The organism is Streptomyces sp. 3-6 (assembly GCF_056323165.1).
In genome coordinates this window covers 760,888-778,120 of record NZ_JBWHZP010000001.1, presented here as the reverse complement: position 1 = coordinate 778,120, position 17,233 = coordinate 760,888, and the positions used below count along the sequence as shown (strand labels likewise).

Here is a 17,233-nt window from a genome sequence, read left to right as displayed (position 1 = left end):
GCCCCGGCGGGACGGGACACTCACGCCGTGCGAACGGGGCGGCTCCGTAGGCTGGGCGCATGAAACGTGCCCTGCTCACGGCCCTGTGCGTGGTCGTCGTCGCGGTGTCGGGATGCTCGTCGGCCGGAAGCGGCGCCTCCGTGGGAGAGCGGGACGGGGCGGGCCTGTCGAGTCCGGCGAAGAAGGAACTGGCCCAGCAGATCGTGGCGAGCGCGGAGAACGGGACGCTGGACTGGCGCAGCGCCTACGGCTACGTCGAGGACATAGGCGACGGCCAGGGGTACACGGCGGGCATCATCGGCTTCTGCACCGGCACCCACGACCTGCTGACCCTGGTCGAGACGTACACGGCGGACCATCCCGGCAACGGCCTCGCCCGGTACCTGCCGGCCCTGCGCGCGGTCGACGGCACGGACTCCCACGAGGGGCTGGACCCGGGCTTCCCCGCGGCCTGGAAGGCGGAGGCGGAGCGGCCCGCGTTCCGCGCCGCGCAGGACGCCGAGCGCGACGCCGTGTACTTCGACCCGGCGGTGCGCCGCGCCGAGCGGGACGGGCTGTCCGCGCTGGGCCAGTTCGTCTACTACGACGCGATGGTCTACCACGGACCCGGCGACGGCCCCACCAGCTTCGGCGGCATCCGCGCGGCGGCGCTGCGCCGGGCCGACCCCCCGGCCGACGGGGGCGACGAGGAGGCGTACCTGTCCGTGTTCCTGGACGTCCGCCGGAAGGCCATGAACCGGCTGCACCCCACCCACGACACCAGCCGGGTCGCCGCCCAGCGCCACTTCCTGGACGAGGGGAACCTGGACCTCGACACCCCGCTGGAGTGGGAGATGTACGGCACGTCCTACGAGGTGACCTGAGCCGGTCCGGCCCCCGGGACGTGCTACGGCGCCCGCCCCGGTGTCCGGTCGGGGACGGGGGCGGGCGCCGTCTGTGGCCGTACGCCGTTGTACGTCACGGATGTGAGGGACCGTCAGGTCCCGGTGCGGGCCGTCAGACCGCCAGCGCGCGGTCGGTCGGCCGGATCGGTGCCGGCAGGTCGCTCGCCCCCGTGAGGAGGCGGTCGCAGCCCCGCGCGGCCGAGCGGCCCTCGGCGATCGCCCACACGATGAGCGACTGTCCGCGTCCGGCGTCACCGGCCACGAACACGCCGGGCACGTTCGTCTGGAAGTCGGCGTCCCGGGCGATGTTACCCCGCGCGTCGAGTTCCAGGCCGAACTGTTCCACCAGCCCGTTGTCGCGGTCGGTCCCGGTGAAGCCCATGGCGAGGGTGACCAGCTGCGCGGGGATCTTGCGCTCGGTGCCCGGCTTGGGGACCGGCCGGCCGTCGGTGAACTCGACCTCGGTCAGGTGCAGCCACTGGACGTTGCCGTCGGCGTCGCCCTCGAAGTGGGTGGTGGAGACGGAGTAGACCCGCTCGCCGCCCTCCTCGTGCGCGGACGTCACCTTGTAGAGCAGGGGGAAGGTCGGCCAGGGCTGGGTCTCCGGGTTCCGTTCCTCGCCGGGGCGGGGCATGATCTCCAGCTGGGTGACGGAGGCGGCGCCCTGGCGGTGGGCGGTGCCCACGCAGTCCGCGCCGGTGTCACCGCCGCCGATCACGACGACGTGCTTGCCCTCGGCGGTGATCGGCGGGGTGACGTAGTCGCCCTCCTGCACCTTGTTGGCCAGCGGCAGGTACTCCATGGCCTGGTGGATGCCCTTGAGGTCGCGGCCCGGCACCGGCAGGTCGCGGGCGGTCGTGGCGCCGACCGCCAGGACGACCGCGTCGTAGCGCTTGCGCAGCGCGGTGGCCGGCATGTCGCGGCCGATCTCGATGCCGGTGCGGAACTTGGTGCCCTCCGCGCGCATCTGCTCGATGCGGCGGTTGATGTGCCGCTTCTCCATCTTGAACTCGGGGATCCCGTACCGCAGCAGGCCGCCGATGCGGTCGGCCCGCTCGTAGACGGCGACGGTGTGGCCGGCCCGGGTCAGCTGCTGGGCGGCGGCCAGACCGGCCGGTCCGGAGCCGACGACGGCGACGGTCTTGCCGGAGAGCCGTTCGGGGACCCGCGGGGCGACGTCACCGGCCGCCCACGCCTTGTCGATGATGGAGACCTCGACGTTCTTGATGGTCACCGGGGGCTGGTTGATGCCGAGCACGCACGCCGACTCGCAGGGGGCCGGGCACAGCCGGCCGGTGAACTCGGGGAAGTTGTTCGTCGCGTGCAGGCGTTCGCTCGCCGCCGCCCAGTCCTCGCGGTAGGCGTAGTCGTTCCACTCGGGGATGAGGTTCCCGAGCGGGCAGCCGTTGTGGCAGAACGGGATGCCGCAGTCCATGCACCGGCTGGCCTGCTTGCTGATGATGGGCAGCAGCGAACCGGGGACGTACACCTCGTTCCAGTCCTTGACGCGCTCGGGGACCGGACGGGTCGGGGCGAGTTCGCGGCCGTGGTGCAGAAAGCCCTTCGGATCAGCCATTGATCGCCGCCTCCATCATCTTCTCGTGGGTCTCGGACTCGGAGAGCCCGGCTCGCTCGGCGGCGTCCTTGGCGGCGAGCACTGCCTGGTACGTGCTGGGGATGATCTTGCTGAAGCGCTCCACGGCCGTGTCCCACTCGGCGAGGAGCTTCTCGGCGACGGTGGAGCCGGTCTCCTCCCGGTGCCGTCGCACCACGTCGTGCAGCCAGGTCCGGTCGGCGTCGTCGAGCGGCCGGACGGCGTCCAGGTTGCCGGCGTTGACGTGGTCGCGGTCCAGGTCGATGACGTAGGCGACGCCACCGGACATGCCGGCCGCGAAGTTGCGGCCGGTCTCGCCGAGGACGACGGCGTGGCCGCCGGTCATGTACTCGCAGCCGTGGTCGCCCACGCCCTCGGAGACCACCAGGGCCCCGGAGTTGCGGACGCAGAACCGCTCGCCGACCTTGCCGCGCAGGAACATCTCGCCGCCGGTCGCGCCGTAGGCGAGCGTGTTGCCCGCGATGACGCTGTACTCGGCGAGGTGGTCGGCGCCGCGGTCGGGGCGGACGACGATCCGGCCGCCGGACAGGCCCTTGCCGACGTAGTCGTTGGCGTCGCCCTCCAGGCGGAGGGTGACCCCGCGCGGGACGAAGGCGCCGAAGGACTGGCCCGCGGAGCCGGTGAAGGTGATGTCGATGGTGTCGTCGGGCAGGCCCGCCCCGCCGAACTTCCGGGTCACCTCGTGACCGAGCATGGTGCCGACGGTGCGGTTGATGTTGCGGATGGCGACCTGGGCGCGCACCGGGTGGGCGTCGGTGGCGTCGGACGCGGCCAGGGCGTCGGCGGCGAGCCGGATCAGCTCGTTGTCGAGCGCCTTCTCCAGGCCGTGGTCCTGCTCCGTCAGCTGGTGGCGGACAGCGCCCTCGGCCAGCGCGGGGACGTGGAACAGCGGGGCCAGGTCGAGGCCCTGGGCCTTCCAGTGGTCGACCGCGCGGGTCACGTCGAGGACCTCGGCGTGGCCGACGGCCTCCTCCACGGAGCGGAAACCGAGTTCGGCCAGCAGTTCGCGGACCTCCTGGGCGATGAACTCGAAGAAGTTGACCACGTACTCGGCCTTGCCCGCGTAGCGGTCGCGCAGCACCGGGTTCTGGGTGGCGATGCCGACCGGGCAGGTGTCGAGGTGGCAGACGCGCATCATGACGCAGCCGGACACCACCAGCGGTGCGGTGGCGAAGCCGAACTCCTCGGCGCCGAGCAGGGCGGCGATGACGACGTCGCGGCCGGTCTTGAGCTGGCCGTCGGTCTGCACGACGATCCGGTCCCGCAGGCCGTTGAGCAGCAGGGTCTGCTGCGTCTCGGCGAGCCCCAGCTCCCAGGGGCCGCCGGCGTGCTTCAGCGAGGTCAGCGGGGAGGCGCCGGTGCCGCCGTCGTGGCCGGAGATCAGCACCACGTCGGCGTGCGCCTTGGAGACGCCCGCGGCGACGGTGCCGACGCCGACCTCGGAGACCAGCTTGACGTGGATGCGCGCCCGGGGGTTGGCGTTCTTCAGGTCGTGGATGAGCTGGGCGAGGTCCTCGATGGAGTAGATGTCGTGGTGCGGCGGCGGGGAGATGAGGCCCACGCCCGGCGTGGAGTGCCGGGTCCTGGCGACCCACGGGTAGACCTTGTGGCCGGGCAGCTGGCCGCCCTCGCCGGGCTTGGCGCCCTGGGCCATCTTGATCTGGATGTCGTCGGCGTTGACCAGGTACTCGGAGGTCACCCCGAAGCGGCCGGAGGCGACCTGCTTGATGGCGGAGCGCCGGGCCGGGTCGTAGAGGCGCTCGGGGTCCTCGCCGCCCTCGCCGGTGTTGGACTTGCCGCCGAGCCGGTTCATGGCGACGGCGAGGGTCTCGTGCGCCTCCTGGGAGATGGAGCCGTAGGACATGGCGCCGGTGGAGAACCGCTTGACGATCTCGGAGACGGGCTCGACCTCGTCGACCGGGATCGGCGTCCGGTCGGACGTGAAGCCGAAGAGGCCGCGCAGCGTCATCAGCCGCTCGGACTGCTCGTTGACGCGCTCGGTGTACTGCTTGAAGACGTCGTAGCGGCCGGAGCGGGTGGAGTGCTGGAGGCGGAAGACCGTCTCGGGGTCGAACAGGTGCGGCTCGCCCTCGCGGCGCCACTGGTACTCGCCGCCGATGTCCAGCGCGCGGTGCGCCGGGGCGATGCCGGAGGCGGGGTAGGCCTTGGCGTGCCGGGCGGCGACCTCCTGGGCGACGACGTCGATGCCGACGCCGCCGATCTTGCTGGCGGTGCCGTGGAAGTACCGGTCGACGAAGCCCTGGTCGAGGCCGACGGCCTCGAAGACCTGGGCGCCGCGGTAGGAGGCGACGGTGGAGATGCCCATCTTGGACATCACCTTCAGCACGCCCTTGCCCAGGGCGTGGATCAGGTTGCGGATGGCCGTCTCGGGCCCGCCGTCGACGGCCTGCAGGAAGGTGCCGGCGCGGACCAGGTCCTCGACGGACTCCATCGCCAGGTAGGGGTTGACCGCGGCGGCGCCGTAGCCGATGAGCAGGGCCACGTGGTGGACCTCGCGGACGTCGCCGGCCTCGACCAGCAGGCCCACCTGGGTGCGCTGCTTGGTGCGGATGAGGTGGTGGTGGACCGCGGAGGTGAGCAGCAGCGACGGGATCGGCGCGTGCTCGGCGTCGGAGTGCCGGTCGGAGAGCACGATCAGGCGGGCGCCGTTGCCGATGGCGGCGTCGGCCTCGGCGCAGATCGCCTCGATGCGCGCGGCGAGCGCCTCGCCGCCGCCGGAGACCCGGTACAGGCCGGAGAGGGTCGCGGCCTTGAAGCCGGGCATGTCGCCGTCGGCGTTGACGTGGATCAGCTTGGCGAGTTCGTCGTTGTCGATGACCGGGAAGGGCAGGACGACGCTGCGGCAGGAGGCCGCGGTCGGCTCCAGCAGGTTGCCCTGCGGGCCGAGGGAGGAGCGCAGGGAGGTGACGAGTTCCTCCCGGATGGCGTCCAGCGGCGGGTTGGTGACCTGCGCGAACAGCTGGGTGAAGTAGTCGAACAGCAGCCGCGGCCGGTCGCTGAGGGCGGCGATCGGCGAGTCGGTGCCCATCGAACCGATCGGCTCGGCACCGGTCCTGGCCATCGGCGCGAGGATGACCCGCAGTTCCTCCTCGGTGTAGCCGAAGGTCTGCTGGCGGCGGGTGACCGAGGCGTGCGTGTGCACGATGTGCTCGCGCTCGGGCAGGTCGGACAGCTCGATCTCGCCGGCTTCCAGCCACTCCGCGTAGGGGTGCTCGGCGGCGAGGGCGGCCTTGATCTCGTCGTCCTCGATGATGCGGTGCTCGGCGGTGTCGACGAGGAACATGCGGCCGGGCTGGAGGCGGCCCTTGCGGACGACCCTGGCGGGGTCGATGTCCAGGACGCCGACCTCGGAGCCGAGGACGACCAGGCCGTCGTCGGTGACCCAGTAGCGGCCGGGGCGCAGCCCGTTGCGGTCGAGGACGGCGCCGACCTGGGTGCCGTCGGTGAAGGTGACGCAGGCGGGGCCGTCCCAGGGCTCCATCATCGTGGAGTGGTACTGGTAGAAGGCGCGTCGCGCGGGGTCCATGGAGGGGTGGTTCTCCCACGCCTCCGGGATCATCATCAGCACCGAGTGGGGCAGCGACCGGCCGCCCAGGTGCAGCAGTTCGAGGACCTCGTCGAAGGAGGCGGAGTCGGAGGCGTCGGGGGTGCAGACCGGGAACACGCGCTCCAGGTCCCTGCCGGTGCCGAACAGGTCGGACATCAGCTGCGACTCGCGGGCGCGCATCCAGTTGCGGTTGCCCTTGACGGTGTTGATCTCACCGTTGTGCGCGACGAACCGGTAGGGGTGGGCGAGCGGCCACGACGGGAAGGTGTTGGTGGAGAACCGGGAGTGCACCAGCGCGATCGCGGAGCCGAAGCGGCGGTCGGACAGGTCCGGGAAGAAGGGCTCCAGCTGGCCGGTGGTCAGCATGCCCTTGTAGACGATGGTCCGCGCGGACAGCGACGGGAAGTAGACGCCGGCCTCGCGCTCGGCGCGCTTGCGCAACGCGAAGGCCCTGCGGTCCAGGGCGATGCCGGTGGAGGCGCCGTCGGTGACGAAGATCTGGCGGAAGACCGGCATGGTGGACCGGGCGGTGGTGCCGAGCAGCTGGGGCGCGACCGGCACCTCCCGCCAGCCGAGGACGGTCAGGCCCTCGTCGGCGGCGATCCGCTCGATGTGGTCGACGGCGTCCCGGGTGCCGTCCTCCGGCAGGAAGGCGGTGCCGACGGCGTAGCCACCGGCCTCCGGCAGCTCGAACCCGGCGACCTCGCGGAAGAAGCCGTCGGGGACCTGGGAGAGGATGCCGGCGCCGTCGCCCGAGTCGGGCTCGGAGCCGGTGGCACCCCGGTGTTCGAGGTTGCGCAGGACGGTCAGGGCCTGCTCGACCAGAGTGTGGGACGCCTCGCCGGTGAGGGTGGCGACGAAGCCCACGCCGCAGGCGTCGTGCTCGTCGCGGGGGTCGTACAGGCCCTGTGGGGCAGGGCGGGCATCCATGAAGGACCAGGTGGACCGGTCGTTCTCGGAATGCTGGGACGGCTGGCGCGGCCTGCGCATCGGCTCTCCCGTCGTCGTCTGTTGGCATGTGTCAGGTGCCGAGGGACGACGTTGGCCCTCTGCGTGAGGTGGGAAATGTCAGGCAGATTACATGATGGAGCGATTCTCGCCTACCGGGATTTCCGGTTCCAGCATGCGGACACCGGCGGGGTCCCGAAAGGGTCGCGCGATCGACGGCGGGGGTCCCGCGACCGGCGGTGGGGCTGTGGGAGGGGGCGGGTCGGACGGGACAGATCCATGTCCGCGTCGGCCCGGGGAGGGGGCGGGCGTCGTCACCCGCCCCGCAGAGACGCCGCGGGCCTCGTTGCCCGCAACGCTTACGGCTCATGCCCAGCGGTCACATCGCCGAAACCAGCGAGTAATGACAGATGCGGCCCGCGCATAATACGACTTCTGCTGCCACGATCAACCTCAGGTGTGCGGATGACCGCACACCTGAGAGCCGGATCATCCTAGGGCCGTACCGATCAGCGTGCCCAGGGCGTACGTCACACCGGCCGCCGCGCCGCCCAGCGCGAGCTGCCGCAGACCGCTGAACCACCAGGTGCGGGCCGTCACCTTGGCCACCACCGCGCCGCACAGGAACAGGCCCAGCAGGGCGAGGGCGACGGCGGGCCAGAGGCTGCTCGCGCCCAGCAGGTAGGGCAGCACCGGGAGCAGGGCGCCCAGCGCGAAGGAACCGAAGCTGGAGACCGCCGCGACGGTCGGGGAGGGCAGGTCGCCGGGGTCGACGCCCAGCTCCTCGCGGGCATGGATCTCCAGGGCCTGCTCGGGGTCCTTCGACAGCTGCCGGGCCACCTCCCGGGCCAGCTCCGCCTCCACGCCGCGGGCCTCGTAGAGGGCGGCCAGTTCGGCCTCCTCGTCCTGGGGGTGCTTGCGCAGTTCGCGGCGCTCGACGTCGAGTTCGGCCTCGACCAGCTCCCGCTGGGAGGCCACGGAGGTGTACTCGCCGGCCGCCATGGAGAAGGCCCCGGCGGCGAGCCCCGCGAGACCACTGAGCACGATCGTCTGCTGGCCGGCCGCGCCGCCCGCGACACCGGTCATCAGCGCCAGGTTGGAGACGAGACCGTCCATCGCCCCGAACACGGCGGGCCGCAGCCAGCCGCCGTTCACGTCCCGGTGCGTGTGGTTGTCACGGTGCGCCTCGTGCAGCGCCGCCTCGGTCTCGATGATCGCCATGCCGGCCCCCAAGGGTTCCACTCACGTCTTGTTTAGACGGATTCCAATCTTTTACACAACCCAATGTACGCCGCCGTCGAGGCTCCTGCCAGCAAGGAAAGGCTGCGCTAACCTGCGACGATGCCGATTCCGGCGGGGGTACGGGCGGCCCGGCGCGGGGGTCCGTGAGCGCGGCGACGGCGGCGGGCAGCACGGCCGGGGACGGAACGGCCGCCGACGGAACGCCCCACCACGCTGACCCGAGCCCCACCGCCCGCTCTCCCGACCCCGGACACACGCCGAGGGCGCCCGGAATCGCTCCGGGCGCCCTCGGCGCATGCGGTACGGCTCATGGGGGGGCGGTCGCCCCTCCGTCAGCCCTTCTTGGCCGAACCGGCTCCGTTCCTGGCAGCGTCGTCGTCCTGGCCGTCGGCCCTGTCCTCCGTCGTGGCGTCGGCGGCCTCGGCCTCGGTCACGTCACCGGCCGCGTCGGCGGGCTCCCCGGCGGTCGTCGCGCCGGCCTTCTTCGGTGCCTTCCCGCCGGCCGCGTCGGCCTTCGCGCCGGTGCCCGCCCCGGCCTTCCCGTCGGCCGCGTCGGCCGTCCCGGACGCCTCGCCCGGGGTCCCGTCGCCGGTGTCCGGCTCCGCCCGCGGCTCGACCACGTCCTCGCGGCCCGGGCGCCCCCGCGCCGACAGGACGATGTACAGGACCGCGAGCAGGAACACCGCGATCGACGTCCAGTTGTTCAGCCGCAGCCCCAGGATCTCGTGGGCCTCGTCGACCCGCATGTACTCGATCCAGAACCGGCCCGCGCAGTAGGCGGCGACGTACAGGGCGAAGGCCCGTCCGTGGCCCAGCCGGAAGCGGCGGTCGGCCCAGATGACCAGCAGCGCCACGCCCACGCACCACAGCGACTCGTACAGGAACGTCGGGTGGTACGTGCCGGGCAGGCGCCCGTCGGCCGAGGAGGTGATCTCCACCGCCCAGGGCAGGTCCGTCGGGCGGCCGTACAGCTCCTGGTTGAACCAGTTGCCCCAGCGGCCGATCGCCTGGGCGAGGGCGATGCCCGGGGCGACGGCGTCGGCGTAGGCGGGCAGCGGGATGCCCCGGCGCCGACAGCCGATCCACGCGCCCAGCGCGCCGAACGCGATGGCGCCCCAGATGCCGAGGCCGCCCTCCCAGATCTTGAAGGCGTCCACCCAGTCACGGCCCTCGCTGAAGTACAGCTGGTAGTCCGTGACGACGTGGTAGATCCTGCCGCCGACCAGGCCGAACGGGACGGCCCAGACGGCGATGTCCGCGACCGTCCCGGGCCGCCCGCCCCGGGCGATCCAGCGCCTGTTGCCGAGCCAGACGGCGACGAAGACGCCGACGATGATGCAGAACGCGTAGCCGCGCAGCGGAACGGGGCCGAGGTACAGCACACCGCTCGACGGGCTGGGAATGTAGGCAAGTTCCATGGCAGGGTCGACGCTACCCTGCCCGGCCGACCGCGCGCCGGGTGGCCCGGCTACGTCTCCATAACAGGGACCGCCCGGAGGGCGCCGCCGGCCGGGGCGCGCGCCGCCGTCACCCCTGGTTGGCCTGCTGCACCAGCTGCTTGAGCTTGGCCGGGGTCATCGACTGGTCCTGGTAGATGTTCTCCCCGTCCAGCAGGACGGTCGGCGTGCCCGAGAAATCGCCCTTCTGGAACGCCTCGTTGGACTTCGCGACCCAGCTGTTGTGGGTGCCGTCCTCCACGCAGTCGCGGAACGCGGGCGTGTCCAGGCCGTCGACCTGGCCGGCCAGCTCGATCAGCTTGGACTCGTCGGCGAAGGCGTCGTCGGGCTCCGGCGGCTGGTTGGCGAACAGCACGTCGTGGTAGGCGGCGAACTTCCCGGCGTCCTGGGCGCAGGCCGCGGCGTTGGCGGACGCGCGGGAGCCGGTGCCGCCCATGTTGCCGTCGATGAGGGTGACCAGGTGGTACTCCGCCTTCAGCTGACCGGCGTCGGTCAGCTCCCGGATGGTGGGGCCGTAGGCGGTCTCGAAGGACTTGCAGGCCGGGCAGCGGAAGTCCTCCCACACCGTGAGCGTGGACCTGGCGCTCTCCTTGCCGACCGGGATGGCGAGGCCGTCCTTGCCCAGCGCGCCGGAGGGCGCGACGACCGGGCCCGCCGACTCGCTGCCGTCGTCCTTGCCGGCGTTCGCGGCGACGACGCCGATCACCGCCGCCAGCCCCAGGACACAGACCACGCTCGCGGCCACGATCAGGGTGCGGCGCCGCTTCTCGGCGGCCTTCTGCTTCTCGCGCTCGGCCGCCAGGCGTTCCCGGGCGGTGCGCTTCCTCGCGTCACGGTTCTTCTCGCTCACACCCCGCAGAACGAACCGGGGAGGCGCACCGCGCCTCCCCGGCCCCATGTCCACCCGTACGAGGGATCCGTATGACCGGCGGTCCCGCCGGTCACCGGGCCCGCCGTGCGGCCGGTCAGACCTGCCGGCGCACGCCCCGGGCCAGGTCGCCGGCGAGGTCACGGACGGCCTCCACGCCGGCGGCGGCGTCGGGGGCGTCCAGCATCCGCTTGACGAAGGCCGAGCCCACGATCACACCGTCGGCGAAGGCGGCCACCTCGGCGGCCTGCGCCGCGTCGGAGACGCCGAGCCCGACGCACACCGGGAGGTCGGTGGTGGCGCGGGTGCGCCGCACCAGGTCCTCGGCCTGCGCGCCGACCGACTCCCGGGTGCCGGTGACCCCCATCAGGGAGGCGGCGTAGACGAAGCCGCTGCCGACCGCGGTGATCTCGGCCAGGCGCGTGTCCCGGCTGCTGGGGGCGACGACGAAGACGGTGGCCAGGCCGTGCTTGTCGGCGTGCTCCCGCCACAGCGCCGACTCCTGGACGGGCAGGTCGGGCAGGATGCACCCGGCGCCGCCCGCCTCGGCGAGTTCGGCGGTGAACCGCTCGACGCCGTAGCGGTCAATGGGGTTCCAGTAGGTCATGACGAGGATCGGCTTGCCGGTGGCGGCGTGCGCCTCGCGGACGGTGCGCATCACGTCGGCGATCCGCACCCCGCCGCGCAGGGCGATGTCGTCGGCGGTCTGGATGACCGGGCCGTCGAGCACCGGGTCGCTGTGGGGCAGGCCCACCTCCACCACGTCCGCGCCGCCGTCGAGGGCGGCCCGGGCCGCGTCGATGCCGCCGTCCACGGTCGGGAAGCCGGCCGGGAGGTAGGCGATCAGGGCGGCACGGCCCTCGGCCTTCGCCGCGGCCAGGGTCTCGTCCAGCAGCCGCACGTTCCCGCTCACTTGGCGTCCCCCTCGATCTCGGCGGTGCCGCCCGCCGCGTCGGCGGCGACCTCGGCGTCGGTGTCGTACAGGCCGAAGTAGCGCGCGGCGGTGTCCATGTCCTTGTCGCCGCGGCCGGACAGGTTGACCACGATCAGCCCCTCCGGGCCCAGCTCCCGGCCGACCTCCAGGGCGCCGGCGAGGGCGTGGGCGCTCTCGATGGCCGGGATGATGCCCTCGGTGCGGGACAGCAGCCGCAGGGCCTGCATGGCGGCGTCGTCGGTGACCGCCCGGTACTCGCCGCGCCCGGAGTCCTTGAGGTGGGCGTGCTCGGGGCCGATGCCCGGGTAGTCCAGGCCCGCCGAGATGGAGTACGGCTCGGTGATCTGGCCCTCGTCGTCCTGGAGGACGTAGGAGCGGGAGCCGTGCAGGATGCCGGGCTCGCCGGCGGTGAGGGTGGCCGCGTGCTCGCCGGTGTCGACGCCCTTGCCCGCGGGCTCGCAGCCGATCAGCCGGACGCCCTCGTCGGGGAGGAAGGCGTGGAACAGGCCGATGGCGTTGGAGCCGCCGCCCACGCAGGCGACGGCCGCGTCGGGAAGCCGCCCGGTGCGCTCCAGGAGCTGGCGGCGGGCCTCGACGCCGATGACGCGGTGGAAGTCGCGCACCATGGCCGGGAAGGGGTGCGGCCCGGCGACGGTGCCGAACAGGTAGTGGGTGCGGTCGACGTTGGCGACCCAGTCGCGGAACGCCTCGTTGATGGCGTCCTTCAGGGTGCGGCTGCCGGACTTCACGGCGATGACCTCGGCGCCGAGCATCCGCATCCGGGCCACGTTGAGGGCCTGGCGCCGCGTGTCGATCTCGCCCATGTAGATCATGCAGTCGAGGCCGAACAGGGCGCAGGCGGTGGCGGTGGCCACGCCGTGCTGGCCGGCGCCGGTCTCGGCGATGACCCGGGTCTTGCCCATGCGCCGGGTCAGCAGGGCCTGGCCGAGCACGTTGTTGATCTTGTGGGAGCCGGTGTGGTTCAGGTCCTCGCGCTTGAGGAAGACGCGGGCGCCGCCCGCCTCGGCGGCGAACCGGGGCACCTCGGTCAGCGCGCTCGGACGGCCGGTGTAGTGGGCCAGGAGATCGTCGAGCTCGCGGGCGAACTCGGGGTCGGACTTGGCCTTGTCGTACTCGACGGCGACCTCGTCGACCGCGGCGACCAGGGCCTCGGGGATGAACTTGCCGCCGAAGGCGCCGAAGTAGCCTTCGGCGGTGGGGACCCGGCCCTCCGGGTCGGGGACGAAGAAACTGCTGGGCATGCGGAAACCTCACGGTGGGTGTCTGACGGGCACGTTGCGCCGTGGGGGCGGGACCGTCGGCCGGACGTCCGGCCGGTCGCTCGCGCGACAGGGCCTCAGCGGGCCGTGGCCCCGCGTCCCCGGGGAGCACACCGGTGCCATCGCATGCCGTTGACCTGTCCCGGTTCGTCCCCGATGACGTAGCGGACCCGGCGGCCGTGCACCCGGCGGGCGGGCGCCCGGCAGCCGCGGGGCCGGCAGCCGCGCGCGAGGCGGGCGTACGGGTCCCGGGCGGGGATCGGCGCGAGGGTCATCGGGGGCCGCCTGGTGGGGTCAGCCCCGGCCGTGGCGCAGCGCGGGGTGCTCCCCCGCGGCCACCAGGTCGGAGACGGCCGTCTTGGGGTCCTTGCCGGTGACCAGCGACTCGCCGACCAGGACGGCGTCGGCGCCGGCGTTGGCGTAGGCGATCAGGTCGTGCGGGCCACGGACGCCCGACTCGGCCACCTTCACCAGGTGGGCCGGGATCTCGGGGGCGACCCGCTCGAAGGTGCCGCGGTCGACCTCGAGGGTCTTGAGGTTGCGGGCGTTGACGCCGATGACCTTGGCGCCGGCGTCGACCGCGCGCTCCACCTCGTCCTCGTCGTGCACCTCGACGAGCGGGGTGAGCCCGATGGACTCGGCGCGCTCGATGAGGGACTCCAGGGCCGCCTGGTCGAGGGCGGCGACGATCAGCAGCGCGAGGTCGGCGCCGTGCGCCCGGGCCTCCCAGAGCTGGTACGAGGTGACGATGAAGTCCTTGCGCAGGACCGGGATGTCCACCCGGGCGCGGACCGCCTCCAGGTCGGCCAGCGAGCCGCCGAACCGGCGCTCCTCGGTGAGCACGGAGATCACGGACGCGCCGCCCGCCTCGTAGTCGGCGGCGAGGCCGGCGGGGTCGGCGATCGCGGCGAGCGCTCCCTTGGACGGGCTGGAGCGCTTGACCTCGCAGATCACCTTGACGCCGTCGCCGCGCAGGGCGGCGGCGCCGTCCTTGGCGGCGGGGGCCTTCGCGGCGCGCTCCTTGAGCTCGTCGAGGCTGACGCGCGCCTGCCGCTCCGCGAGGTCGGCCCGCACTCCGTCGATGATCTCGTCGAGCACACTCACGCGAGCGGCCCCCTTCCTGACGGGTGGTCTTCGGTGCGTTCGTTGCCGTCACGGGGTGCCCGCCTCGCAGGGTCGGGCCGCCGGACGGAACCGGTGGTCACTGCGATGGTATCCGCAGCCGGGCGCAGGCCCCGCATCCGGTTGACGCCGGTCCCACTAGCTGGACATCCGCCGGTCGATCAAGGGTGCAGCCAGCCACCGAACGGCAGGTTCCGGACAACCGTGAAGACCAGCAGCAACGCCCCCACGGACCACAGCAGTACCGGCCCGGGGTCGAGCCGCAGCCGCTTCCCGCGGGCCGCGTGGACCACCCAGACGGTCCACAGCACGGCGAAGGCGGCGTAGCCGAGGACGGCGGGCGCGTTGGCCTGCAGGGCCGCCGGCAGGTCGCCGTGCACGACGGCGTGCGCGCTGCGCAGCCCGCCGCAGCCGGGGCAGTACAGGCCGGTGAGACGCAGCAGGGGGCAGGCCGGGTAGTGGCCGGGTTCGTTGGGGTCCACGGCGCCGACGTAGGCGAAGGCCGCCACGACGGCGGCCAGCACTCCGGCGGGGACGGCCAGGCGGGCGGCGGTGCCCCGGGACAGGGGCGGGCTGTCGGCGTTCATCCCGAGCATTGTGCCCCGCGCACGCGCGAAGGGCGGGTCGGCACGCGTGTGCCCACCCGCCCCCGGGCGGTGCGGCTCTCCGTACGGCTCCGGCGGATCAGCTCTGGGCGCGGGCCGGCGTGCCCTCGCCGGTGACCTTGTGCACGGGGTGCACGTGCTTCGGCTGGCCCATGCCCATCATGCTCATGACCCCGCCGACCACGGCACCGAGGAACACGATGCCCATACCGGCCCAGAAGCCCACCGGCTGGCTCATCACCATGAACGTTCCCGCGACGCAGAAACCGATGAAGGCGATGGTGACACCGGTCCAGGCGGCCGGGGTGTGTCCGTGGCTGCTGCCCGCCATTGCTTGCTCCTCGTTGCTGTGTACGTGTCTGAGCAGGACGCTCGGCACCATTGTCCCGCATGCGCGCGTCCGGCGTGAGCGGGGGTCTTCTCAGGGGGTGCTGTCGGGGGGTGCTGTCGGGGCGGCGGGTCCGGGGGGTCGTCCGCGCGCCGGGCGCCCGCCGGGATCGCGCCCGGGGCCGGGCCGTCAGGTGCCGGTGGGGTCCTCGCCCCGGTCGAGCGCCTTCCACAGGTCCTCGGGCCGGTCGGGGTCGACCGTGGCGGGCCGGCGGCGCGGACGCGGCGTGCCGTCGCGTTCGTAGCGGCCGGACATGGCGGGCCACAGCCTGCCGTAGCGCAGGGCCAGCACGCCGGCCAGCAGGAGCAGCAGCCCGCCGACAGCGGCGACGTACGGCCAGGCCGTGTGGCTGAGGGCCGCCACGGTGGCGGAGGTGTCGCCGGACGCCTCGGCGGCCTTGGCCTCCAGCGCGGCCCGGTCGGAGGCGCCGAGCAGGGCGGCCGTGACGGTGCCCGCGCCGGACAGGGCGAGCAGCGCGGCCACCGCGAGGCGGCCGGCGCGGCGGACCGCGAAGACGGCGACCAGGGCGGCCAGCCCGACCACCGCGAGGGCGGCGGGGACGCCGGTGACGTCGCTGCCCCGGGCGGTCAGGGGAAAGGCGCCGCCGGCCACCGTCGCGGTGCCCTCCGACCACTGCTGCCGGGTGGCGAGCAGGGCCACGGCCGCGCCCGCGGCGCCGCTCAGCAGGGCGAGGGCGAGGCTGCGGCGGCCGGCCCGGGAGGGGCCGGCGGCTTCGGAACGGGGGTGAGGAACAGCAGTCACGCCCTCCACTATCGCGCGGACCCCGGGTGCCGCGTCACCCGGGGGTTCGCTCAGGCCGTGCCCAGCCGGTTCGCGGTGTGCACGGCCCGGAGCACCGCCGCCGCCTTGTTGCGGCACTCGGTGTCCTCGGCGACCGGGTCGGAGTCGGCGACGATCCCCGCGCCCGCCTGCACGTACGCGGTGCCCTCGCGGAGCAGGGCGGTGCGGATCGCGATGGCCGTGTCGGAGTCCCCGGCGAAGTCGAGGTAGCCGACGCAGCCCCCGTACAGACCGCGCCGGGACGGCTCCAGTTCGTCGATGATCTGCAGGGCCCGGGGCTTGGGCGCGCCCGAGAGGGTGCCCGCCGGGAAGCAGGCGGTGAGCACGTCGAAGGCGGTGCGGCCGGACGCGACCTGCCCGGTCACCGTGGAGACGATGTGCATGACGTGGGAGTACCGCTCGACCGACATGAAGTCGACCACCTCGACCGAGCCGGGCTCGCAGACCCGTCCGAGGTCGTTGCGGCCCAGGTCGACCAGCATCAGGTGCTCGGCGCGCTCCTTGGGGTCGGCGAGCAGTTCGTCGGCGAGGGCCTGGTCCTCCTGCGGGGTGGCCCCCCGCCAGCGGGTGCCGGCGATCGGGTGGACCAGGGCCCGGCCGTCCTCGACCTTCACCAGCGCCTCGGGGGAGGAGCCGACGACGTCGAAGCCGTCGAAGCGGAACAGGTACATGTAGGGCGAGGGGTTGGTGGCCCGCAGGACCCGGTAGACGTCCAGGGCGCTCGCGGTGCACGGCGTCTCGAAGCGCTGCGAGGGCACCACCTGGAAGGCCTCTCCGGCCCGGATGCGCTCCTTGATGTCCTCGACGGCCGCCTGGAACGCCTCGCCGCCCCAGCGGGCGGTGTGCTCGGGCAGTTCGGAGGGCGGCAGGACCGCCGGGGGCTGGGCGACGGCCCGGGCGAGGTCGGCCTCCATCGCGTCCAGGCGCGCCACGGCGTCGGCGTACGCCTCGTCGACGCCGGTCTCCAGGTCGTTGTGGTTGATCGCGTTGGCGATCAGCCAGACGGCGCCCTCCCAGTGGTCCATGACGGCGAGGTCGCTGGTGAGAAGCATGGTCAGCTCCGGCACGCTGGTCGGGTCGGTGTCGTCGCGCTCACCGGGGCCGAGCTTCTCCAGGCGGCGCACGACGTCGTAGCCGAGGTAGCCGACCATGCCGCCGGTGAAGGGCGGCAGGCCCAGGTCGTGGGCGAGGTCGCGCGGGGTGTGCAGGGCGTCCAGGGTGGCGCGCAGGGCAGCAAGCGGGTCGCCCTCGACGGGGACGCCGACCGGCGGGGTGCCCTCCCAGTGGGCGCGGCCGTCGCGTTCGGTGAGGGTGGCGGCGCTGCGGACGCCGACGAAGGAGTAGCGGGACCAGGACCGGCCGTTCTCCGCGGACTCCAGCAGGAAGGTGCCGGGCCGCTCGGCGGCCAGCTTGCGGTAGAGGGCGACCGGGGTGTCGCCGTCGGCGAGCAGCTTGCGGGTGACCGGGATGACGCGGCGGTCGCCGGCCAGCTTGCGGAAGGTCTCGAGGTCCATGGCGGCC

Annotated in this window: 14 protein-coding genes; 1 reads left to right on the top strand and 13 read right to left on the bottom strand. The window is 73.2% G+C overall.

Annotated features, from left to right (window positions below; genetic code table 11):
* Positions 1–59 precede the first annotated feature (59 nt).
* Entirely contained in the window at positions 60–863 is an 804-nt protein-coding gene (locus tag AC02VZ_RS03205; RefSeq protein WP_432054040.1) for a chitosanase, read from the top strand.
* Between the two features lie 133 nt (positions 864–996).
* Here the strand turns inward: AC02VZ_RS03205 and AC02VZ_RS03200 are convergent, their stop codons facing one another.
* The 13 genes from AC02VZ_RS03200 to AC02VZ_RS03140 all read right to left on the bottom strand — a co-directional run bounded on the left by AC02VZ_RS03200 (position 997) and on the right by AC02VZ_RS03140 (position 17,226).
* Positions 997–2,460: a glutamate synthase subunit beta gene (locus AC02VZ_RS03200; protein WP_432054041.1), complete on the bottom strand. Its 1,464-nt coding sequence runs from the start codon at positions 2,458–2,460 to the stop codon at positions 997–999.
* Entirely contained in the window at positions 2,453–7,057 is a 4,605-nt protein-coding gene (gltB, locus tag AC02VZ_RS03195) for a glutamate synthase large subunit (protein ID WP_432054042.1), read from the bottom strand. Before gltB ends, AC02VZ_RS03200 begins: the two co-directional genes overlap by 8 nt.
* Positions 7,058–7,504: 447 nt before the next feature.
* The gene (locus AC02VZ_RS03190; RefSeq protein ID WP_432054043.1) at positions 7,505–8,236 is read right to left on the bottom strand and encodes a VIT1/CCC1 transporter family protein; all 732 of its coding nucleotides are present in this window, start codon (positions 8,234–8,236) and stop codon (positions 7,505–7,507) included.
* Positions 8,237–8,589: 353 nt separating this feature from the next.
* Entirely contained in the window at positions 8,590–9,675 is a 1,086-nt protein-coding gene (gene lgt, locus AC02VZ_RS03185) for a prolipoprotein diacylglyceryl transferase (protein WP_476474452.1), read from the bottom strand.
* A gap of 109 nt (positions 9,676–9,784) precedes the next feature.
* On the bottom strand, positions 9,785–10,564 hold the full coding sequence (locus tag AC02VZ_RS03180) for a thioredoxin domain-containing protein (protein WP_432054045.1): 780 nt from the start codon (positions 10,562–10,564) through the stop codon (positions 9,785–9,787).
* A gap of 115 nt (positions 10,565–10,679) precedes the next feature.
* Positions 10,680–11,495, bottom strand: a complete 816-nt coding sequence (gene trpA / locus AC02VZ_RS03175; protein WP_432054046.1) for a tryptophan synthase subunit alpha — start codon at positions 11,493–11,495, stop codon at positions 10,680–10,682.
* Positions 11,492–12,778 (bottom strand): tryptophan synthase subunit beta, encoded by a 1,287-nt coding sequence (gene trpB / locus AC02VZ_RS03170; protein ID WP_476474451.1) that lies wholly within the window; start codon positions 12,776–12,778, stop codon positions 11,492–11,494. The genes trpA and trpB overlap by 4 nt, the downstream gene beginning before the upstream one ends.
* 95 nt (positions 12,779–12,873) lie before the next feature.
* Positions 12,874–13,071 (bottom strand): tryptophan biosynthesis modulator TrpM, encoded by a 198-nt coding sequence (gene trpM / locus AC02VZ_RS03165; RefSeq protein WP_432054048.1) that lies wholly within the window; start codon positions 13,069–13,071, stop codon positions 12,874–12,876.
* Between the two features lie 19 nt (positions 13,072–13,090).
* Positions 13,091–13,900 carry an indole-3-glycerol phosphate synthase TrpC gene (gene trpC / locus AC02VZ_RS03160; RefSeq protein WP_362088999.1) on the bottom strand — a complete coding sequence of 270 codons (810 nt, stop codon included), beginning with the start codon at positions 13,898–13,900 and terminating at the stop codon, positions 13,091–13,093.
* Positions 13,901–14,079: 179 nt separating this feature from the next.
* Positions 14,080–14,505: a DUF2752 domain-containing protein gene (locus AC02VZ_RS03155; protein WP_432054050.1), complete on the bottom strand. Its 426-nt coding sequence runs from the start codon at positions 14,503–14,505 to the stop codon at positions 14,080–14,082.
* Between the two features lie 97 nt (positions 14,506–14,602).
* Complete coding sequence (locus AC02VZ_RS03150) at positions 14,603–14,854, bottom strand: HGxxPAAW family protein (protein ID WP_432054051.1); 252 nt, start codon at positions 14,852–14,854, stop codon at positions 14,603–14,605.
* A gap of 186 nt (positions 14,855–15,040) precedes the next feature.
* A complete protein-coding gene (locus tag AC02VZ_RS03145; protein ID WP_476474450.1) occupies positions 15,041–15,682 on the bottom strand; it encodes a TIGR02234 family membrane protein in 642 nt (213 codons plus the stop codon).
* 41 nt (positions 15,683–15,723) lie between these two features.
* The gene (locus AC02VZ_RS03140; protein WP_476474449.1) at positions 15,724–17,226 is read right to left on the bottom strand and encodes an anthranilate synthase component I; all 1,503 of its coding nucleotides are present in this window, start codon (positions 17,224–17,226) and stop codon (positions 15,724–15,726) included.
* Between the last annotated feature and the right edge of the window lie 7 nt (positions 17,227–17,233).